Source organism: Vibrio zhanjiangensis (genome assembly GCF_030161235.1).
GTDB lineage: Bacteria > Pseudomonadota > Gammaproteobacteria > Enterobacterales > Vibrionaceae > Vibrio > Vibrio zhanjiangensis.
This window is the reverse complement of record NZ_BSPW01000067.1, coordinates 71145-93605: the sequence shown is the minus strand read 5'-3', so window position 1 is coordinate 93605 and position 22461 is coordinate 71145. Positions and strand designations below refer to the sequence as shown.

The 22461-nt window shown below is 41.9% G+C and carries 20 protein-coding genes; 8 read left to right on the top strand and 12 right to left on the bottom strand.

Translation table 11 applies throughout. The annotated features are described in order from the left end of the window. The first annotated feature begins 123 nt into the window (after positions 1-123). Positions 124-954 (top strand): 5'-nucleotidase, lipoprotein e(P4) family, encoded by an 831-nt coding sequence (locus tag QQK21_RS15180; RefSeq protein ID WP_284193028.1) that lies wholly within the window; start codon positions 124-126, stop codon positions 952-954. Between the two features lie 78 nt (positions 955-1032). Here the strand turns inward: QQK21_RS15180 and QQK21_RS15175 are convergent, their stop codons facing one another. The 4 genes from QQK21_RS15175 to QQK21_RS15160 form a co-directional block, all read right to left on the bottom strand. Continuing rightward, positions 1033-2589, bottom strand: coding sequence for a M28 family metallopeptidase (locus QQK21_RS15175; protein ID WP_284193027.1), 1557 nt, complete (start codon positions 2587-2589; stop codon positions 1033-1035). An 81-nt stretch (positions 2590-2670) separates the two neighbouring features. After that, positions 2671-5010: a M4 family metallopeptidase gene (locus QQK21_RS15170; protein WP_284193026.1), complete on the bottom strand. Its 2340-nt coding sequence runs from the start codon at positions 5008-5010 to the stop codon at positions 2671-2673. A gap of 668 nt (positions 5011-5678) precedes the next feature. Next, on the bottom strand, positions 5679-6107 hold the full coding sequence (locus tag QQK21_RS15165) for a YccF domain-containing protein (RefSeq protein ID WP_284193025.1): 429 nt from the start codon (positions 6105-6107) through the stop codon (positions 5679-5681). A gap of 75 nt (positions 6108-6182) precedes the next feature. Next, complete coding sequence (locus QQK21_RS15160) at positions 6183-6911, bottom strand: sulfite exporter TauE/SafE family protein (protein WP_284193024.1); 729 nt, start codon at positions 6909-6911, stop codon at positions 6183-6185. 360 nt (positions 6912-7271) lie between these two features. Between QQK21_RS15160 and QQK21_RS15155 the strand changes: the two genes are divergently transcribed. Then, positions 7272-8501, top strand: a complete 1230-nt coding sequence (locus QQK21_RS15155) for a hypothetical protein (protein WP_284193023.1) — start codon at positions 7272-7274, stop codon at positions 8499-8501. 39 nt (positions 8502-8540) lie between these two features. Here the strand turns inward: QQK21_RS15155 and QQK21_RS15150 are convergent, their stop codons facing one another. From QQK21_RS15150 to QQK21_RS15140, 3 genes are all read right to left on the bottom strand, one after another. Next, positions 8541-10085, bottom strand: coding sequence for a cryptochrome/photolyase family protein (locus QQK21_RS15150; RefSeq protein WP_284193022.1), 1545 nt, complete (start codon positions 10083-10085; stop codon positions 8541-8543). A 104-nt stretch (positions 10086-10189) separates the two neighbouring features. Then, a complete protein-coding gene (locus tag QQK21_RS15145) occupies positions 10190-10669 on the bottom strand; it encodes a chorismate--pyruvate lyase family protein (protein WP_284193021.1) in 480 nt (159 codons plus the stop codon). Then, complete coding sequence (locus tag QQK21_RS15140; RefSeq protein WP_284193020.1) at positions 10666-11832, bottom strand: MFS transporter; 1167 nt, start codon at positions 11830-11832, stop codon at positions 10666-10668. Before QQK21_RS15140 ends, QQK21_RS15145 begins: the two co-directional genes overlap by 4 nt. A 149-nt stretch (positions 11833-11981) precedes the next feature. Between QQK21_RS15140 and QQK21_RS15135 the strand changes: the two genes are divergently transcribed. Next, entirely contained in the window at positions 11982-12887 is a 906-nt protein-coding gene (locus QQK21_RS15135; RefSeq protein WP_284193019.1) for a LysR family transcriptional regulator, read from the top strand. Between the two features lie 13 nt (positions 12888-12900). Here QQK21_RS15135 and QQK21_RS15130 read toward each other — a convergent pair whose 3' ends face one another. The 3 genes from QQK21_RS15130 to QQK21_RS15120 form a co-directional block, all read right to left on the bottom strand. Beyond that, positions 12901-13899: a succinylglutamate desuccinylase/aspartoacylase family protein gene (locus QQK21_RS15130; RefSeq protein WP_284193018.1), complete on the bottom strand. Its 999-nt coding sequence runs from the start codon at positions 13897-13899 to the stop codon at positions 12901-12903. A 41-nt stretch (positions 13900-13940) separates the two neighbouring features. Next, positions 13941-14669, bottom strand: coding sequence for an RNA methyltransferase (locus QQK21_RS15125; RefSeq protein ID WP_284193017.1), 729 nt, complete (start codon positions 14667-14669; stop codon positions 13941-13943). A gap of 102 nt (positions 14670-14771) precedes the next feature. After that, on the bottom strand, positions 14772-15950 hold the full coding sequence (locus QQK21_RS15120; RefSeq protein WP_284193016.1) for an MFS transporter: 1179 nt from the start codon (positions 15948-15950) through the stop codon (positions 14772-14774). 243 nt (positions 15951-16193) lie between these two features. Between QQK21_RS15120 and QQK21_RS15115 the strand changes: the two genes are divergently transcribed. Both QQK21_RS15115 and QQK21_RS15110 read left to right on the top strand, forming a co-directional pair. After that, positions 16194-16928, top strand: a complete 735-nt coding sequence (locus tag QQK21_RS15115) for a PilZ domain-containing protein (protein ID WP_284193015.1) — start codon at positions 16194-16196, stop codon at positions 16926-16928. 350 nt (positions 16929-17278) lie between these two features. Further along, the gene (locus QQK21_RS15110) at positions 17279-17737 is read left to right on the top strand and encodes a GNAT family N-acetyltransferase (RefSeq protein ID WP_284193066.1); all 459 of its coding nucleotides are present in this window, start codon (positions 17279-17281) and stop codon (positions 17735-17737) included. 101 nt (positions 17738-17838) lie between these two features. Here the strand turns inward: QQK21_RS15110 and QQK21_RS15105 are convergent, their stop codons facing one another. Further along, positions 17839-18993 carry a tetratricopeptide repeat protein gene (locus QQK21_RS15105; RefSeq protein ID WP_284193014.1) on the bottom strand — a complete coding sequence of 385 codons (1155 nt, stop codon included), beginning with the start codon at positions 18991-18993 and terminating at the stop codon, positions 17839-17841. Positions 18994-19339: 346 nt separating this feature from the next. Between QQK21_RS15105 and nagB the strand changes: the two genes are divergently transcribed. Then, on the top strand, positions 19340-20140 hold the full coding sequence (gene nagB / locus QQK21_RS15100; RefSeq protein ID WP_284193013.1) for a glucosamine-6-phosphate deaminase: 801 nt from the start codon (positions 19340-19342) through the stop codon (positions 20138-20140). 35 nt (positions 20141-20175) lie between these two features. On the opposite strand, the gene QQK21_RS15095 is transcribed toward nagB, so the two are convergent. Further along, positions 20176-20946 carry a PilZ domain-containing protein gene (locus QQK21_RS15095; RefSeq protein ID WP_284193012.1) on the bottom strand — a complete coding sequence of 257 codons (771 nt, stop codon included), beginning with the start codon at positions 20944-20946 and terminating at the stop codon, positions 20176-20178. A gap of 231 nt (positions 20947-21177) precedes the next feature. Between QQK21_RS15095 and QQK21_RS22345 the strand changes: the two genes are divergently transcribed. After that, positions 21178-21306 carry an N-acetylmuramidase domain-containing protein gene (locus tag QQK21_RS22345; RefSeq protein WP_431313122.1) on the top strand — a complete coding sequence of 43 codons (129 nt, stop codon included), beginning with the start codon at positions 21178-21180 and terminating at the stop codon, positions 21304-21306. A gap of 9 nt (positions 21307-21315) precedes the next feature. Beyond that, positions 21316-22425, top strand: a complete 1110-nt coding sequence (locus QQK21_RS15090; protein ID WP_284193011.1) for a hypothetical protein — start codon at positions 21316-21318, stop codon at positions 22423-22425. Positions 22426-22461 lie beyond the last annotated feature (36 nt).

Genomic DNA, 22461 nt, shown 5'->3' with positions numbered 1-22461 from the left:
AAAGATTTTGAAGCGATAACTGACATTAAAACCGTTGGCGTGGTTTTAATGTGACGATGCCTCTCTTTTCAGTTATACATAAAAGCTGTCTTCAAAATGAATAACTAAGGATTGGATGTAACCGTGAAAAAGCAAATGAAAAGTATCATCACAGTAGGTGTAGCAGCGCTCTCTGCTTTTATCCCAACAATTTCTTCGGCTGATAACAATAATGAACATAACTTGCTCGGCTATTCCGTCGCTTGGAAACAAACCGCGGCAGAGTACAGAGCGCTATATTACCAAGGCTTCAACCTCGCCAAAATGCATCTTGATAAAGCTCTGATGGAATATAAGAAAGGAGATAAACCCCTTGCCATAGTGACCGATCTCGATGACACCCTCGTGCTTCCTCTTGAATATTGGGGGAAATTGATACAAAACAACAAGGACTTCTTTGAAGATCCTCTTTGGGATGAATGGATTCCGACAAATGGCATGATCCCAAGCCCTGGCTCTAAAGACTTTCTTGAATACGCTAAACGCAACAATATAGACATCTTTTATGTTACATCACGTAACCAAGGAGAGCCGACATGGGACTTGGCTAAGCAAAATATTTTGGCCATGGGTTTCCCTTTAAAAGATGACTCTCATCTTACTGTCTTGACAGACACTTCTAACAAAGAAACACGCCAAAATGAAATATTAAAAGACTATAACGTGGTTGTGTTTCTCGGCGACAATTTGAACGATTTTAGACGTAAGTATTATATCAAGGGTGATGTAGATGGGCGCATTGCCAAGATGGAAGAAGACAAAGATTTATTTGGCAGCAAGTATATCCTTTTCCCCAACCCAACCGATGGTCATTGGCTTGCTGCTATTTTTGGAGAATCCGAACCAGAAGCTAGCCAAAAGAATCGAGAAGTTCTTCTTAAAGCGGCAACAAAAACAGCATGGCAAGATAAATAGATAATTGCTCGAAACAAAATAGGGCGCCATTTAGGATAGGAGCCCTATATTTTGACCATTTAATTCACACTAGCGAAATTATTCTTGGTTCTCAGAACTTTCAGGACTGAAACTTGCGACAATATCGACTTCGTCAAAGTTTCTATACCCACGAACCATGATGCTAAACTCGCCTGCTGGTTTGTTGAAAACACATTGTTCGTTGCTGCCATTTTGGAATGGACGACAGTCAAATTCAGTCTTTGATACAGGGCCTTCGTAGCTTACATATAAGTCCGCATCACCACCTTGAGGACCGGAAATGGAAATAGTTACTTCGCCAGCTTCAGTCGTTGTGAAAGTGAAGAACTGCTCACCAAAATAGTCTGAAGAAAGATCCTCAACTGGCACACCATCTTCCAACTCATTGGTTGGAGAGTCAATATCATCGAGACTTGTTTCAACCAAGTAGGCAATCGCCAATTTGGCAAACTTCATAGCATGACTGGCTGTAGGATCTGAATTTTCCAGCGTATCTTCTTCACTATGAATATTGGAATTATATTCATGGAACATGGTTTCAAAAGGCATCGCTGAAGGATATCCAGCGTTATGCCAAGAAGCATGGTCTGAACAAGCATACCCACAGCGATCAAACCCGTACGTTATTTCGCTGGTATAGGTATCAATCAGTTCCTTAAGGAAAACCGTTAAATTGGCGTCGGTGTAGTCTGTGATAAAGGTAATATCATGGGCAGAGCCATTGTAGTTGGTCATGTCCAATTGCAGCGCAGACACAATATTCATGCCGTCACTTTTCATCGTTTCAGCGATATCTTGTGAGCCACGCAAACCCACTTCCTCAGCGGCATACCCATAAAACTTGATCGTACGATCAGGCTGAATACCACTGGCTATCATTAGACGAAGCGCTTCTGTAACGGTTGCAATGCCCGATGCATCATCATCCGCCCCAGGAGAAATCGTTCCTTCTGTTGTCCACGAGCCGACGGTAGAATCTAAGTGACCGCCAACTACAACGATTTCTTCAGGATGCTTAGCACCCAACAATGTTACCTCAACTGATTTTTGAGGATAGTCACTGTGTGTAATTTGACGCGCAGAAGCAAACGGTACATCTTTGATCTCTTGGTTCCAACGTTCAAATAACCAGTCTGACGCGGCAATACCTGTAGAAGTGGTATAAAAGCGGTTGGTAAAACTCATCAGACTTTCAATGGTCGACACTAGATTATTTGGCTCTACCTGAGCAATCAGTGATTCCACCGTGTCATTATGACTTATGACTGGTTTTTCAAAATCACTCATAGAAAGAGGCATAGAAGCTGCTCTTATCGCGCTTTCTTTATCTGGGTGTACCATGTAGCCACCACAGCGATGTTTATCTTTGTGCATGTGACTTGACACTGCCGTGAGCTGGCTTTCTTTGACTTTTGCTACTACCGCATTTGGGTAGCCGGTAACACCCTTGTGTGAAAAACTGTTTAATACAGTAGCCCCATGTAGAGTGATCAGCTCCTTTGCGTCTGCATCAGTTGTAATCCAAACTTCTCCCTCTTTTAATACATTGTTGTCAATCGAGGCAAAAACTGATGTGCTGCTCATTAAAGCAATAGCTAATAGTGTTTTTTTCATAGTGAGATTCTATTCCTTGTGACTTCTATTGGACGAATACCAAGTAGGGCTCCAAGTGGAGCCCTGAAGATTTAGAGTGAATTATTGAACTTTGATAAAGCGATAACGCTTAGTCTCAGAACAGATACCACCTGAAGTACAAACTTGGTACTCAACGTTAATGCTGCCGTTGTGGCGGAACTTATCTACATATGACGTAAACTCTGTTGCACCAACCACTTTACCATCGCGTTTGACAACATAGTAATCATCCGTTGCATACTCCCACGCTAACTTAACACGAGCTTTACCATCAGGTTGTTTGTCGCCAAATTGCAATCTAAGTGGGAAAGCATCTGTTTGACCACCTTCAACCGTAATCGTCTGGTTAGTTGAAGTCGCTGAACCTGCATCATCTGTTACCGTTAGAGTTACCACGTAATCACCTGCTGCTGCATATGTGTGGCTGACAACCGCACCAGACTTCGAGGTACCGTCACCTAGATCCCACTGATAAGATACAATTTGACCATCGCTATCACTACTTGTGCTCGTCAAATCAACTTTCTTGTCTGTTACAACATAGTTAAATGAAGCTACTGGTGGAACGTTCGTGCTACCTGCATCATACGAAGCGGTTAGACTTGCATCTGCATACTCTGAGTAGCCGTACACATTGATGGTATAGCGTCCTGCTTCTGGATTTTCAATGACACAAATTTCATCCGATGTAGAGTCACTCTTACAGATGTTCTGCTGCTGATTTGGAGCGTAGTCAAAACCGACATAGATGTCTGGGTCACCACTTGGGCCGGTAAGCTCTACAGTGAATTTGTCTTGACCTGCTGGTACTTCAATATCAAAGTAAGTTTTGGAACCTGTTGCCCCAGCTACTCTAACAGATTGACCATTTTCCAAGCGTTGGAATTCTGGTTCTGGTGGTAGAGGTGGCTCGGCACAAGGTTCAACACCAACGATATCAAACGCCGCGACAACATCATCTGTGCTGTAACCTAGATCGTTCGCTGCATTTTTAACGCCACATGCACCTTGCCAATAGTTACTGTCTTCCGCCCAGTAAATCTGGTTTGCAAGAACAAACAATTCGAACGCTTTCTTGGTGTCCCAACCTTCAGTCGTGGCAATATGATAGAAAGCTTTATTGAATACACCTGAACTATAGTGAACATTCAATCCATCGTAGTACTCCGACGCGTGGTTGATAGAAACACCATCACGAGACGGATCGTCCATGTAACGCAACGCGCCTTCATCTTTGAAGATATCATGTCCGACCATCCAGTCATTCGTACCTTTCATAAAGTACTCAGCCGCTTCACCTGCGATGTCAGAGAATGCCTCGTTCATACCACCGGATTGATTCGCGTATATAAGACCCGAGTTCTGCTCAGTGAATCCATGGCTGACTTCATGCGCTGAGACATCAAGACTGACAAGTGGATAAAATCTATTCCCACCATCACCAAATGTCATGGCTTCACCATCCCAGAATGCGTTTTCATAGCTACTGCCGTAGTGAACTCGCATCATTAGCTTGAACGTAAGGGGCGCGGTATCAAACCAGTTCTTGTACATATCGAACACAACATTACCAAAGTAATGTGCATCATTGAGAGGTGAATATGCACCGTTGATTGTCTTATGCTCATTGCGTGGGCATTCATATTTGTATGGTGTGGTACCATCAGTTGCACCGTCTAAGTCAACAGTAACAACGTTTTCCGAATCCATGATACAATCTGTACCATCCTCTGTAACATCCAGATAGTGGTAGTCAGTTCCGTACTCATACATGCCTGTTTTTTCATTACCACCAGGGCCTGTGCCGACTTCTGCGTGTGCAATACCTTCCCAGCGTTTAAGAATTTCACCGCTGTGAGCATCTAACATAGTGAATGGGCGTGATGGGTGATTTTTACCTTCAACCAAATAGGAAACGACGTAAACCAAACGAGTCTTACTGCCATCTTGATAGACATAAACGTTATCTTTTGTGTTCGATATCGACTTACTGCCCGTGAGACCCGGTTTAATATCCTTACTTGCGATCTCTAATGCCTGAGCTCTATTTAGTGAAGGCTTAACAAATTTGCGATCTACGCCGGCCATCTTTATGTAGTTACCCTGAACGGACTTAAGGGCTCCACCTCGGGCGCTTTGCGTTGCATTTAGGTAGTGGCCCCATACAGGCACGCCCCAAATATTTTGTTGTACCTTAACTTTATGGATACCGCGCTTCTCTATGTTGACTTGTTTCACCATTTTGAAGCTAGATGAATTATCCACTCCAAGCTGAGAATTCAGCCCAGAAAAAGAAGTAAAGTTGATGGGTTTGCTTAGATAGACTGACTCACCGGCATGTGCTGATAGTGACAGTGCACTGGCTACGGCTACGGCCAATAGACGGTTGTCTAATTTCATTATGATTCTCCTTATCATGGCATTTGTAAATGCCACTAGAACCATAACACCAATGATTAAAAAAAATACCACCAATTATTAACATAAATTTAATAAACCAAACAAGCACACAGTATTTGTTACATTTATTTTATGAATCACAAAATAAAAAAAACCAAACCAAACCTAAATTTTTTGTTACAAAAAAAGCGTCATAAGTTAAATATACGACCAAACAAAAATGTTAAGATAAAAACACCACAAATAGATTAAAAAACACACTTAATTAAGAATAATCATCCATGCATAGTTAAAAGAATCAATCATAAAGTTAAGAAAAATCATATCTTGGCAATTCTTCATCACCACACAAAGCCCACTAATTACATAACAAACAATAGCCAAATAACTATTTATGATCTTCTGCCAAAATCATACCCAATAAGTGAGCGATATTATTTTTTGATACATAAAAAAATTTAATAAACAAGATTGTTCATATGCACTCAAGCTTAATGTACAGTCGAAAATAGTGATTATAGAGGGGTTCTTGTAAGACTAATGGGAAAATAGACTTACACACTTGGGTTGAATACTATGATGGGCATTAAGATATAGCTTGTGAGGGTGTTCCAGCTCGGCATATAAGATTCGCTGAAACACCTTTACTTTTGAGTCAGTATAAAAATTTAGCGTCCATATTTTGCTTGTGCCGCTTGCTGTTTCGAAACGATAGTTTTTCCAATCGGAGCTAATGAAATATAGGCGAGCTTCAAATGCTGAAGGGCAAATGGTATGCCGATTATAGTAACGAAACAGGCCACTGCCGATAAAATATGCCCTATCGCCAGCCAGATACCAGCAAATACAAACCAAATCACGTTACCAATCAGACCTAATGAGCCCGTACCAATATCCTTCTGATTGGTGATCTCATCCCGAGATATTGCCTCGTAACCAAATGGAAAAAAAGAGAAGTTTCCTATTACAAAGCACGCTCGCCCCCAAGGAATCCCCACTATGCTGATAAAAGCAAGAAGGCCAAAAAACCACCACATCAAGCCCATCATCACTCCACCCAACACAAACCAAAGAATATTACCTATCGTTCTTAGCACTCAATTTTCTCCTAATACCTATCAGTCTTTATTATCTTAGAGTTTTATTAATACAAAATGAATATCAGCAAATATTCATGAAATACCCTGCCATACCGCGGTGGCACCACTTATGGTACAAAGCAGTAAAGCGGCAAAGCGAATTTTTTCTTTTTGCAGAGTTTGAGTTGTTGCCCTTGCCAACTTATAACCCAGCCAACTGGCGGGGATAAGTGGAACAGTAATCCAAAGATGATGCAAGGTTAAAAAACCAACCGGCATTTGAACGACTAAAGATATCACTGAACTAAACACAAAAAACGCTGATAAATTTCCTCTAAGTTGGTTGGCTTCCTGATGTTGTAGTAATAACGCCATCGGTGGCCCACCGATACCTGAACTGGTACCAAAAAAACCTGAAAAGAAACCCGCTACCATCATTCTTGGTGAAGTCGGCTCGATACGGAAAGGGAGAAAACTCATAGCGACAGCCAGCAGAACCAACATACCGAGCCATAGGGCCAATATATCCGTGGAAACCATGACGAGCAATACCCCTCCAGCAATGGAGCCTGGCACACGACCAATTAACGCCATTTTAAGCCCTCCTATTTCAACGCTATCTCTATGTTTAAGAGCGTTGAGAATAGAAATATAAAGTGCAACTAAACATATTGGGGCGGGCACATAATCTGGGGAAACTAGAAACAGCAACGGAGCTGCCACAATCGCTAGGCCAAAACCGATCGCTGTCTGAACAAACGCACCCAAAAATATTAAAAACGCAGCAATCAATGCTTCGTTGGTTATCCATTCACCGTACATATCTTAAAGAGTCTTCACTAAGTTGAAGGCCTATCATAATCTAATTTTGCCTTTAGGCTCTTATGTAAAGGTGACTTTCTTACATTTATTTTACTGGCACTCCTCCATAAGCAAACCTTGAGAGAGATACGTTATCTGAACTTCAATTTCTTGTTGTTCGTTTACTTGCAATAAATCATGGGGCCTTGCTTATCAAAATAGTGAGGGGTATTGGTTTGAGTGAAAGTGTTGTTTATGTAAATTGCAAGGATTTATAGCAAGGTTTCCCATTTATTGAAACGTGCACCGCATTTCCTTTTCTCCGCTAAAACATGTCTGATATAAGTCGAGTCAAGGTGTAATATTTAAAGGTGTGAACATATGTGGGAAACCCCAGAAACTGCTCTCAGTTGGTTAAAAAAGAACAACTTCACCCGCACGGCAGCTTCAGTTGAGTTCGCAAACTGTCCGTTTCCTCAATTTCAAGTTAGTGACTTAGGTACTACAGAAGCAGAGAGTCATGTTCGCTATACCGCACTTATCCTGCAGGTCCTTGCTACAATGCGCCCAGAGTTAATCACTCGGCCTATCCTACTCGACGTTGAACAATCTCATTTGATTGGCTGCAAAGACATTATTTACCTTAGTAATAACCTCATCTTACCCAAAGTAATCACTAAGCCTTTCGACTTTCTTTTTAAGCAAATCATGATATTGGAATCTGAGCTGGTTAACCCGCATGAACGCAGTGTTAAACGTTATTTTGACAACCAAAGAAGACGGACTGCACAGATTCTTTCTACACAAAATGGATGTAGAGAAATTTTGGAGTTCAAAAGATTATTTGAAGACAACCAAAGAGAAATGGCTGCCCATCCTCGAACCATTTTGACCCCAGAACAATCACAAGTTTATGACTATAACGTCGAAGGTGCCCCCATCGTTTTTATGGGAATGAAAGCAGTGCCTGAGAATGTGGTCAGAGCAATTCTCAAAAATGGCCTTATTCCTTTACGTTACTTGTACAATCAACAAGTCATGGAGATGTCTAGTAATACACTGCGTTGTAAAAATGATCGTCAGTCAAAATACCTAAGACGCCGTTTTGTATTGGATTTACCGAGAACCAATGGCAACCAACTTGATGTGTTCCAACTATTGCAATTAGCGAATGCTCACAAAGCAGGTCCAGGTGTTGCCACTTCAGGCTTTCATTCAACATCAGGTAAACCAGACTATGCCGTAGAATATTCACGTGGCAGTGCGGGAAGCTCCCTTCGTCAAGCATCTTACAATATGGGACTCGCAATCAAAATAACGCCGCAAACTTATCCATTGATCATTCAAGATGCGATAGAGACTTGGAATAACCAAAATCACGACAGAACGATTGTTATGTCGTTTAAAAAAGACGACGCTAACTGGAAACATGACTACGAATCCGAAATTTTATTAGGTGGATGCACACCAGCAAGCGATCTGGTTTATGTTGGACTGGCCAAAGTGGAAGCCAGACCAGTTGGGATGCAACTTGGAGGGCTTTTAGGTGGCATATCGGCGGGCACTAAGCTCAAGAAAGCCAAAAAGCGCCAATCTCCCTCTAAAGTATGACAACAAAACTAAGATAGCCAGCAATCGAACTGGGCCCAATTATAATTCGCTTAAATTATCCAAATAGAATTGGGCCCTTGTCAAAATCTTATCTTTGTCATTGTCATCCATATTGTCCCACGACCGATAAATCATTCCAATGCGGGGGTTTTGGTTCAATTGTTCTCTATGTTTGTGCATAAAGCGCCAATATAAACTATTGAATGGACAGGCATTAGATTCCGATTTTCCTTTCACATCGTAGTGACACCCTTTGCAGTAGTCACTCATTCGATTGATGTAGGAGCCACTTGCGGCATAAGGCTTAGTCCCAACAATTCCCCCATCCGCAAATAACGCCATACCACGAGTGTTTGGCATTTCAACCCACTCTATCGCATCAATATAAATACCCAAGTACCATTGCTCAACTTGGTCTGGATCGATTTCGGTCAGAAGGCAGAAGTTACCCGTTATCATTAGCCTTTGAATGTGATGGGCGTAGGCGAAATCGAGCGATTGACCGATGGATTCTTTTAAACAAGACATATTAGTTACACCAGACCAAAAGTACTCAGGCAAATTGCGATTGGCCTGAAGATGATTCTTTTGTCCGTACCTTGGCATATTGGCCCAGTAGACACCTCGCACATATTCTCGCCAACCAAGAATTTGCCGTACAAACCCTTCAACTTGAGCTACTTCAATTGCAGAATTACTCTCATAGGCAGATATTGCACTGTGTATTACCTCAAGAGGCTCAAGCATTTTCACATTTAAAGCAAAAGATATTCGGCTATGATACAGAGACCATTTGGCACTATGCTCTTTGGTCATCGCATCTTGAAATCGACCGAAATTCGGCAGACATACTCGACAAAAATGGGCTAACAAAGTCAGGCTTTGGCTGCGATTTATCGGCCAAAGTAAAGGTTCTGCGATATGGCCGATGGTTGGTATGTTGTGTTTAGCAAGTGATGCTAATACGATAGAGACATCTGTACTAAAAAGTAAGGGGGAAGGCAGGTTTTCTAAGTCTGCTGGCTTGAGCTTATTTCGGTTATTAGCATCATAATTCCACTTTCCTCCAATTGGTTTGCCCCCTTCCATCAAAATACCAAACCTCTTGCGCATGTTACGGTAAAAGTGTTCCATCGTAATATGCTTACCCATTGGAAAGTGTCGCGTAATCTCCTCAAAGGGTAAAAGAAAATGCTCACTCTCAACACATTCAATATCACACCCAGCAATAGTCAGATCACGCAACAGAGTGGCCAATCGATACTCATCGGGTCTCTGGTACTCAAATCTTGCTGTATGGTAAGTTTGAACAACTTGCCGAACAAACTGATCAATACGTTCAAATCCTTTAGTTTGGTCTAGATCAAAATACTCAACTTGATGACCCATTTCTCTCAACTCAGCAGAAAATGCTTTCATTGCACTAAAGAAGGCACAAATTTTTTGTATATGATGCTTAACATATGTGGCCTCGGGGTGAAGCTCGGCAATGATATATAAAATAGAATCGTCTACTTCCTCAAACCAAGAGTGCCGAGCATTAAGCTGATCGCCTAGTATTAGGCGAACGGTACTAAATGACATATTAGTTGTCCCTTTTTGCTCACCACTGACTCCTAACTTTTTGTCTTTAATAGTTTCTACGAAAAAATCGCATTAAAGAGTCATCGAAAAGAGCATTTTCTCCTCTATTTACTGAGTTTTATTTCTTCGAGTACATTTAGTGCATCGTAGCGAAATACTTCAAGTAACATTAATGTCGTCGGATGTTCTTGCCAAGAAAATTTAGATACTCGCCCAATCCCCTCGCAAAAATCATTCTGTATTCTGCTGCCGCTTCGTAGACGACGATAAGAAATGAATTGATAGTCCCCACGACTCACCGAGCCTTCTGTAAACAAAAGTTGCTCGCCTAAAGATTTACCTTGCAACTGTAAAAACGCTTGAACCGTCGCTACATCATTGGAAGATAGATAAGACTTAGCCCAAACCAGTGGAGCTTCCCCATCACACAACAATACTTCACGCATATAAAATGGGCTCTGCTTGCTTTGACTGAGGGCCTGAATATTAAAATTACTGCATGCGGACTTCAACACACGGGTCAACGATCCCCTATACTTCAATACCTCAGGAACCAAAGCCTCATTAATAATACTCATTTTCATACTACTACCTTTGAAGCCGTTTCTCGTAGATCAGGGACAAATTTGAGGCATAAAATACTCGCAATACACAGCAATCCTGCAATGACGTGGTAAAAATATTCTCCCCCCAAAATATTGCGAAAATCGAGCACAAACGAGCTCATCGCTTGACCTAAGAAATAAAACATCACAAAACCACTGAGCATCTGAGTTCTATGTTTGGCAGTACTGATGCAAATGACAAGGTGCGTAAGTACTGGCAATAGACACCCAAACCCTATCCCGGTAAAAACGATAGCAGGGTATGCTCGCCAATCGACCTGAGTTTGGGACAAACACAGAAAGGCGAAAGCAAAGGCGACCAAACACAACACCATGGTATTTCGCTCGCCGTAGAGATGAACTCCAAACCTAGTGTAGTAGGCAACAATTGCAGACAATATGCTCATCACTCCCATAGCAATACCTATCTCAGTAGTCGTTAAACCTTGTGATTGAGTCAGTAAATAAGGCAAACAAAGTAAGATCAAGTAGTAGCAAAGCATACCGAGCCAACCGAGCATGTAAAAAGCTAAGACCGGCTTGATGTCAGAAAAACGAATGGATTGAGTCGATGAATGGGCTGCTTTATCCGTTGATACGATGCCTTTTATTGATATTGCCAGTGTAAACAAAGCAATTAAGTAGATCGCGAAAGGCAAACGCCAGTGGATCGACGACAACCATCCACTGAACATAACAAAGACAATTCCCCCAAGGTTGACCGCGATGGCTTGTTGGGAAATAAAATCGAGCCGTTCTTGCCCACTGAAGTAGTGAGCAATCAGGTGATTAATCACCGTCATACAAATAACAATACTTATGCCGAACATAACTCTGCCAACCAATAAGGCTTGTAAAGAGTCTACCCATAAACCCGTGCTACCCAATAAACCATATATAGCTAGACCCAATAGTAAGCTCATTTTATCTCCTAAAAGATGGATTAACTGGGGGACAAAAGGAGCAAATACAATCACCGCAATGGCTGGCAAAGTCATAATCAGTGATACCCCAAATGGATCATCAAAAACTCGATTTAGTTCAGTGAGTGATGGTGCTATGGCAGCATTGGCCATCACCAATAAGCTGCTCCCAAGCAGCAAACATATTCGGCATAAATTGGATATTGAAGGATTACTCATCAGTCGTTCCTAAGTAACAGCAGTTGCAGAAGAGAATAGGGATTTCTGCCTATGTACAACAGAGCAAAATAAGCAACACAGCGTTGCTTTAATTGAAGCCAAGAGTATGTTAATTGGTTAGATATATTATTTAAGAAAAAGGGCAAACGATGGATTGGAACTTAAATGATCTTCCGATATTTATTACCGTTGCAGACACCAAGGGAATGTCAAAAGCAGCAAAAAGACTTGGCATACAAAAATCGAGTGTCAGTCGCGCCATATCTCGCCTAGAAGATTCGTTCAACACGACATTGATGGAGAGAAACAGTCGTCACCTCAAATTGACCTCAGATGGTGAGAAGTTGTACCAACAGGTACAACCTTTGGTGCAAAGCTTGTTACATATAAAACAACAGATGCCCTCACAAAGCCTAAGAGGCTCTCTAAATTTAGCAACCACCTTAGCCTTTTCACGAGAAATATTGTCACCTAATCTAGCAACCTTTACTGAACGTTATCCAGAGATAAAGCTGTCTATCCGAAGTATGTCAAACAAGGCGAGTCTGCTTGAAGATAAATTTGATCTGGTTATTCAACTTGGGGATCTGGCACCTTCAGGCTTTTACGCTAAAACTCTAGCTGTCGTCACCCTACTCTGGTTCTGTGCCCCCGACTATCTGAATGCTCACCCAGAGCTCAAACAGGCAACACCAGATACACTGATACCTCATGTTAACTTCTACCATGATCAAGAGAACAATCAGTCTGAGCTGTACATCAACGACCTAGATGGAATCAAGCAAAAAGTTGTGTTTCCACACGCAAATAGACTTGACGATGTTCTGATGGTAAGAGATATGGTCACTTCTGGAAATGGGGTATCTCTTTTACCCGATATCTATTGTCGCCAGTTGTGCCGTGAGGGCAAACTAATACAAATTGCGCCAGACCTTAATGTTTTCCCTAAAGTCACAATCTCAGCAGTCTATGCTAGCAAAATGACTCAATCACCACGCTTAAAAGCTATGATTCAGTTTATGGAGGAAATCAGCCAAGAATACACAAGGTCATAATCGAAATGGGGATTTAGTCAATCAAACGTACAACCAAAGAACCGGGCGCTCTTACGGATTCGACATTATGGCTGATCACTGTGCCTTTGATTGGAGCTCGGTATAGGTATATTTCATCACCAAAACTATTGTATTGGGTAGCCAAAACTTGACCCGGCTCCACTTCATCAAGTAGCGCAACATGACATATCACAAACCCACCTTGTTCAGCACGAATACTGGTTATTTGATTGCCCTCCACACATAGTCTTTCACTGCTCACCACATGGCCATCAATCATTTTATAGTACTTGCAAATATTTAGGATGCCCAATACAGCACGTTCAATCATCTCGGTATCAGTGTATCGACCAATTCCTACCTCAATCGTGATGGATGGGATACCCGCTTGGTTGTAAACGGTTTCCAAAATACCTGGATCGCCAGGATCATTCAAAATAACATCAGGACAAATTAATCTTGCCATTTGAATGGCATCATCTAGACGATAGTCTGCAAATACGTATAAAGGATACGCTGAACCACTGGTCTGTGAGTGCAGATCAATAGCAAGATCAGCATTTGGCTTTAACAGGTTTTCCCATAGGCTATGCGCGTAACGACTTGCATCATCACCAACAGGGTTACCGGGAAAAATACGATTGAGGTTTGCCGATGAGCTGTCAGGAGCTGCAGAGTGAAAGTCCCGACTATGACGGGCAATGCCAGAAAGATTTACCGTTGGTATTATGGTGATACAACCTGAAATAGCCTTATTTTCAAGTACCCTTGCTAACTTCTGCGCAGCCAATATTCCATTCTGTTCATCACCATGGATGCCTGCAGTAATAACAATCCGTTTACCTGGCTTACGACCCTTAAACACTCTTACAGGTAGTGTTTGAGGATGACCAATAGCATCGGTTGCTACTGCAAACCAAAACTTATGTTCGCCCGGCTCTAGCATATTCACATCTAAAGCCTGTATCGTCGGATACATAGGTACAATGCATTCGTTCAATGTTTTACTCATTCAGCTCGTTACCTCACATATCCTACAGACACTAATTATGCTTACCTGCGACGCATATTATCCAATATAATCCCTGTGGCCATCGCCACATTGAGTGACTCAGCCCCCCCAAACGACGGGATGGTAATTTTATCTGTCACAAACTGGGCAGCTTCATGACCAATACCATGAGATTCACTCCCCATCAGCAAAATTCCCTGTTCAGAAAACCTCGCGTTATGCACGCTATTACCTTCCAAAAATGCGCCATAAATCGGAATATCAGATTGTTCCAGATATGCGGGTAAATCCAGTTGCGTCACTTTGACTCGGCCAAAGCTACCCATGGTTGCGCTAATAGTTTTCGGGTTGTACGGATCGGCGCAATCATTGCTCGCAACGATATGTTGTATGCCATACCAATCCGCGACTCGGATGATTGTTCCTAGATTACCGGGATCGGAAACACCATCCAAGCCAATAATGATTCCCTCAGCTTTCGGCGCTGTAGTATCTGGTATTTCAACGACTGCTATCGCCGCATTATTACTGACTAAAGTACTCGCTTTAGTCAGCTCATCTTCCGTTGCTTGCACACACTCAAAATGATGCAGCCTATCTTGATGAGAGGAGAGAAAATCAGCCGTTGCAAAAATCTGCTTAGTTTTTAAGTCACTGTTTGCTAACTCAAGTACGTTTTTTTCTCCTTGGACTAAAAAGAGTCCCTGAGCCTTTCGCTGTTTTTTCTGGCCTAACGCACGCAAGAGTTTAAGCTGATTTTTTGAAATCATAATGTATCCAAAGTGAAAAGGGACTTCCCCAACAAGAACGCGTGCAGGATTATAGAATAAAGCACTTAAGAGCTAAAGAGGCTAACGGGTTAGCGCTTTACTTCAACTCCAGCGAAGAATACGCACTTCATTACCCTCTTCTGGTTTGGCTGGAATATTCAAAGATAGAATCAGTGATACAGCTGCCATGAGCGCCCCTACGTAAAAAACGGCCGCTGGAGAGACAAGCCAAATAAAACCAAAAGCGACAGGAATAAATACAGCAGCTATATGATTGATGGTAAAAGATACGCCAGCGGTTGACGCCAAATCTGCTGGATCAGCAATTTTCTGCAAGTAGGTTTTTATCGCCAGAGCTAACGCAAAAAACAGATGGTCGACAACATACAAAGCAGCAGCCCAATGCGCATTTTGAACCAACGCGTAGCCAACAAAGACTCCAATTAGGCCGATGTACTCAAACAGCAGTGCCTTTCGCTCACCAACTTTACCAATATATTTGCCGATTTTTTTAGCAAATAGAAAATTAAACACATAGTTCACCAAAAACAACAATGTTATCTCAGCAGCAGAATAACCAAACTTCTCAACCATTAAAAAGCCGGCAAATACGACGAAGATCTGTCGGCGAGCCCCACTCATAAAGGTCAAGGCATAATACAACCAATACCTTTTTCTCAGCACCAAAGTCTTGTTTTGCTGAACTTCAGTTTGGAATTGAGGAAATGAAACCGCTATCCATACGACCAGCAAAAAACCGATGCCGCCAAAAACCAGATAAACCCACTGGTAATCCAATTTAAATACTTGTAAGCAAATCCAAAGCGCCCCGTAAGTCAGCAATGATGCCAATGCTCCTACAGAAATAAATTTACCCAGCATTTCCGGCGTTTCATCCTTTGATAACCATTGTAAAGACAAGGACTGCTTCAATGTTTCAAAATAATGAAAGCCCGTTGACATCAGTAGTGTAGTGAGTAAAAGTCCGTATAAAGACGGGAAAAAACCTGTGATGGCCGTCCCCAGAGTAAGCGCGCCAAGTGCAAGCAGCATAAACCTTTGCTCACGGATAAACAGTAAAACAAACACGGCCGTAAAAGCTAAGAAACCGGGAATTTCACGTACACTTTGCAAAAGTCCAATATCCGAGCCATCAAAATTCGCGCGCTCAATAACAAAATTGTTAAGCAATGCCATCCAGCTTGAAAAAGCAATAGGAACAACAATAGAAATCATAGTTAAAAAGCTTTGTGGTGTTTTCCAGCTGGTAGAGTACGTCATGACTAAGTCCTTATATTCCAACATGACCACTATAAATCTGTCCAAAACAATAGACAAACTTATTAACATAAAAGTTTAAAGTGCATACCACTTTGTTGCATAAGCTAATGGAAACACAGAGATCTTCTATTGTAGGTTAAATCACATCACAGATTTGTTTAATAAATGACCACGTTAAACTTTGACTCAGCACATTTATACTTATAATATCATCAATAAGAATGTGATTAATTTGGAGGTTGAATGGATACAAAGGCAGACGGCCGTTCGGATCGCCTTTCTAACCCTTCTAACGAGAAAGGATTTACATCGATCAACAGTACAGATGCTCTCAGTATGCTAGTGCATGGAGGAGAGCTAACCGTCACCATTAACACGCCTGTAGGCCGAGCCTTTAGCTGTAAAACCTTATTCATCGGTGCACATTCTCATAACTTAATTCTAGCGGAACTGCCCAATTTATCGCTCGAAGACACCGGTTTTTTCTTCCAATCTGGCTTTTGGGCGACCATTCGAGCTATCTCTCCGAGAGGAGAAGGCGCTTTAGTTTCATTCAAGACACAACTCGAGTACGTATTACACAGCCCCATCCCAATTGTCGCATTTAACATTCCAAATACGATGCAAATCAATCAACTGCGTAGAGAACCAAGGTACAACTTAGATCTTCCCGCAAGTGTGAAGTATCAGGGGGTTAAAATGGAATGCCAAATGCGAGACCTGTCAATGCACGGATGTCGGTTTGTCACTCCACCTCTGAGCAAAGCTTTCCAAGTAGGTGAAGAAATTATTGTGTGCATTCATGAAGCTCTGGCTAGAAAACACCAATTTCAGTCAATGAGTGGGAAAATTCGTAACTCGCAAAGTTCAATCCACTATGCTAGTTACGGTATAGAGTTCGATGAAGAAGGCGTGGAGGGATCTAAACTACTGCTTTCCAAGCTCAAATTTAGTGGCAATAAGCTTATACTGAGGTGAGCTTATTCGCTCTCTAACCTAAATTAGTTTCGGTACCAATATCATAATCCTCCCATAGATTTAATCCGCTTGCTGTGAGTTTGTGCGTCTTATCTACCCACAGCAAAAAACAGCACCGCCGATCTTAAGAAGCCAAATGATGACGTTGATTTATGAGATTTAAATCAAACGGCACTGAAAGATGAAAAAACTGAATTATCATTTATGAGATGCTGCGCTTTGTTATACAAATCATCATACTGCAATCCGTAGTTAGAGCTACCTCACATATGCGGCCGTATGAGTGTTTGTATTCAAAAAATCTATGATGCAGAATGAGATACATTTTGAATCATCTACAAGGGCAAGGAATGCAAATTAAAGTAGATACGTTAAACCATCCTGCTGTAATAAAGTTACTAAAAGAACATATGGACGATATGACTGCAACATCACCGCCAGAGAGCGTACATGCGCTAAGCCAAGAAGCTCTACAAGAACCCGGCACAATACTCTGGACGAGTTGGAGAGACAATAAGTTACTGGGCTGTGCAGCAATCAAACCCATTTCTAATTCACATGCAGAATTAAAATCAATGCGCACAGTCGCCGAAGCTCGCAATCAGGGCGTCGCATCGGCATTGCTATTGCACATCATTGAACAACTCAAAAGTGATGGATACCAACAACTTAGCCTTGAAACAGGGTCGATGTCATTTTTTAAGCCTGCGAGGGAATTGTATAAAAAGTTCGGCTTTAAGTACTGCTCTCCTTTTGCTCATTATCAACCTGATCCCAACAGCAACTTTATGACTCTAGAATTGGGTTGATAGTCTTTGAGTACTTAAACCTGCTCAACTCGTGGTCGTTTCTTCAGTTGAGCAGGAGAAAAGCCTAGCTATAAATATACCGCTATCGAAGTCATAAACAGCTATGCTTTATCTATATTTGACTGAGTAAAATCGAGATTCTGCTCAGGAGACGAAGCAGTGGCCTGCGTGTCATCACTTGCGGGTTCTTCAGACACAGTCTCTTGATCCGCTTCTACATCGACTTCCGATTCCTGATCTTGTAAAACTTCTTGTTCTTCCAGAAGAATCTCTCTTTTATATAGCTTGTTCAACGCTTTAATAATGGAATGCTTACCCACTTTATTTTCTCGAATTTTTTTCAAAATTGGCCTTGCTAGAGACTGCAAACCTACCACAGTATCAACACCAATATTCAAAGCAATTTGATCGCGAAGCCCAGCTGCTTGTTTATGACCAAGGTGAGCAGCAATAAAAAGCCAAATGTAGGCTATGCTTTCACCGTCCGATGAGTGTTTCATCCATGCTTCGGCGACTTGATACATGGCTTCTGGATGCCCTTTTTCTGCAGCACGCTCCATCCAGTAGCAACCTTTAAGAAAATTTGGTGCGACTCCAATTCCATTGAGGTAGTTTTGTCCCAGCTTTAAACGCCCTTCGTTACTTCTCAACGCAGCGGCTTTCTGATAGTACGCCGTAGATAGGCTTGGCTCTGGTGAAGGATTCCTCGGTGATACAAACCACTCCCCCAAAAACAATTGCGCTTCAACATAATTATTGTCCGCGGCCTGTTTCATTACTTTGACTGCCTTATCGACATCCTGATCCGTACCCAAACCATTAAACAGGGCAGTCGCCATTTCAAATTTGTGGGGCAGACTGCCTTCCAGAGCATGAATACAAAGTTGCCAAAATTTTGCTTGTTCCTTTAAAACAAGATCATTGAGTCGTTCACTCAAGCGAATAATGCCAAACATACCCGTCGTATTATCGAGCTGAGCCGCTTTGTTATACCAATATACAGCTTCCTTTTGGTTCATTCGTTCCGCTTCTTTCGCAAGAAACAAAATCGTTGGAATATCGCCAGCTTCCGCCTTTTTTACACGTTCTTTATCTTCCTCTTGGCGGTTTTTTTCAAGCGCTTTGCGTTTGGCAATACCACGCTCAATTCGCTGCTCTTCCAACCTCTTTTTGCGCATTTGCAGTACCAGCATCCATATAAAGGTACCCAGTAATAACAAACCCGTTGCGCCAATTGCGATCCCAATTAAATTCATCTGCTTACTTTCTTCACATCAAGCCAACCAGAGCTGACTCCAATTTCAATAAACCCGTATCACTTTAATCGCGTATTCACTTTTCTGATCTAAGTGTACAGTACTCTTGGGATTAGTTGATGAATAAAGTAAAAAAGCGCCCTCAAGATCAAATAACCATCGTTATTTCTCGAAGAAAATTTTGCCATATGAGCAAAAAATAAAAGCCTCGACTTTGCTCATTTAATTAGCAAAAAAGTCAAAATAACAAGTAAAGTTGACCAAAAACAATAGCGGTGAAAAACAACTTATTTTATAATGAAAAATAATAGATTAAAGCATTAAAACTTATCACCAGAGGTAATCAATGAGACTTATCCCATTACGCGAAGCCGCCCAAGTTGGTAAATGGGCCGCAGCCCATATTGCCAAACGCATTAATCACTATAATCCCTCAGAACAGCGCCCATTCGTCCTTGGTCTGCCAACCGGGGGAACCCCGTTGGCGACCTATAAAGCCCTTATCGAGCTCCACAAAAAAGGGCAAGTCAGCTTCAAGCATGTCGTCACTTTTAATATGGACGAATACATTGGTATACCCGAAGATCATCCTGAATCGTACCGCTCATTTATGTATAAAAACTTCTTCAATCATATCGATATTCAAGAAAAAAACATCAATCTTCTCGACGGTAACGCCACCGACCATGAGGCTGAATGCCAACGTTACGAAGATAAAATCAAATCTTATGGCCGCATCAACTTATTTATGGGCGGTGTCGGCAATGATGGACACATTGCCTTTAATGAGCCAGCTTCGTCTCTTTCTTCTCGCACTCGTATAAAAACACTGACTGAAGACACACGCATTGCTAACTCGCGTTTCTTTGAAGGCGATATGAATCAAGTACCCAAATACGCACTGACTATAGGCGTAGGAACACTGCTTGATGCCGAAGAAATCATGATCTTGGTGACCGGGCACAATAAAGCTCTTGCTCTTGAAGCGGCGGTTGAGGGATGTGTCAACCATCTTTGGACCGTATCTGCTCTGCAACTTCATCCTAAATCTGTGATTGTTTGTGATGAACCTTCTACGCAAGAATTAAAAGTAAAGACAGTCAAATACTTTACCGAATTGGAAGCGAACAATATCAAAGGGTTTTAGCTTTTGTTAGTTCACCCTATCGCTATATTGAATGGCTATAGGGTGAATTTCTGACTCATACGGCAAAAGTGTAAGTTGTCGATTAAATTTGCCACTGGCTCAAGGCTATTTTCTTCAAACCTAACCCCTATCTTGTTGTAGCGCCCCGTTGTTTTCACATTACGAACCACAGCGTCAAGTACTTCAGAGGAAACCGATTCATCCCCTCCTTTGTCTTCAATACGTAGAGAAATAACATCACCCACCCTATGCTTGGCCAGATCTCTATCCAACACCACCAGACATCCATGACTGGAAATATCCCGCACCTGACAATTCCATTTATGGCTATTGGGGTCCCAAATACCATCTAGAGCGAGTTCTAAACGAGCACTTTCTCTCAAACCAGAGGCCACTTGAGTCGCCATAGGAAGCGAAATAAGAACAAGGCTGCTATCTCCAGCATCTATGACATATTCGACCTTACTTTTGAAATAAATTCTGGCTCCGCCTCCAGCTTCAGAAATCACACACGCCTTAATTGGATAACCGCGCTGAAAAAAAACCGCCAGCTCTTTTGGCGAAGCATTGGGCGTTTCAAGTAACATCAGATTATTGGAATGGAGCCCTACGTACTTGGTTTTACCTTTGAATACTTTCCCTGTCGGAGTGGTAATAAAGAAAGCGACATCACTAAGAGGTTTAACGTCACTAAAAACATCTTCACCATATTGAACACTTTCCGGACTAGGCGACTGGGTCTGCTGCTCCTGAGAAGATTTTAGCTCAGTTACCTCTTCCGACTCTTGAGGCTTTTTCTTTGCCATAACATCAATCCAAACCGTAAATTCAATGGTGATTTTAAGTGTATACCTAATTCGCCCACACCCACAAAATTAAGCACTCATTCGCCACTGTGTCACCGAAGGATAAGTCCATTAGAAACCATCAATTAAACATCTGTCAGCCCAATACCCAAAAAAGGCCACCCAATACAATGTCCCTAACAGTACGTTATAGGGACATGTCGATGAAATTTATATCAATTCAAAACTCCGTTGGACACAAAGGCCATACAAACCCACAACTGGTCGCAATTTGCCCTTCACTATAACGGTTCAGACTTCGCACGAAACCACTATGACCAAAAACTCGCTGCCGCTTATAAAAAATATTGTGCTGACTAGGATGAAAATATGAACCTTGAAAACATAAAGCAAACACTGCGCACTCATATAAAATCTATCGGTGTCGCTACTATTGGCCTTTTTTCGGCGACCGCGGTGCCCATATGGCAAATTTATTTCGTTGAAACCTCGGATATCGAGATTGAAATAGGTGAAATTCGCCGTATTCACTCAAATGACTATCGCGTGGCACTGTCAACAGAAGAACTTCAACTACTCAAACCCTATATTGACGAAGAGCTTTTTTATGAAATTGAACCCAATGGCGAACGAGGAGATAGAATTCGTTACCCAAGTTTCGATGTCGACACACTCATCCAAGCCTATGAAAAAGCGAAAATTGAACTCAAAAATATTGCAGAAACGAAACGTCAACTTTCACACTATATTGATACCATTGACGCTTACCTAGCCACCGACAATCTCGAATTTCAGTTAATAGAGTTTCGAGTGGGTGAAATGAAAAGCTGGGGGCTGAGCAACTATATCGATGATGACGAGGCTGCCTACTATGAACATGAAGTGCTTTCTATCACCCGAAACTACTCCGATATGACGTTCAAATCAGGTGAGGCGCCTAGACTTAATGCTCCAGCGCTGGCGTTTTTACTATCTGATGTCAAAGAAGATCTATTAGAGGTTATCACTACCAATGACATGACACTTGAGAAGCTGCGTGATAGCATGCGTGGTATTGATGCTCAGATCAACAAAATCCAGCGTGACCAGCAAGACCTTTATAGCTATTTTGAAGTTGATGTTGTCGCGACGAACAATGGTCGAGCGAGCGCTGCACTTCGCCCTATTGGTTTAATACGCGTCACTATTAGCAGTAACAACTATGTTGATATAAACCTTGAGATGGATGAATTTCAAACATCTTCCGAGCTCCCTCCTTCTTCTACACGATTGATACGCTACCACTCTTTTGAACTACATCAAATGCCCGTAGAAGATCGCAATTTAGTCAATGCGTTTTGGGGAACAACCGGCCAAGCAAGACTGCTTAATCTTGATACTAAGCGACAAGTCTACGCATCTAAGCCTACCGTTTTTGCCGACAAAAGTAGCCGAAAGGTGCTATTTGACCAACTCAAAAAGTCTGCTGCATCATTATAAAATCACTATGAACACCATAAGCTTCTTCATTTTTCG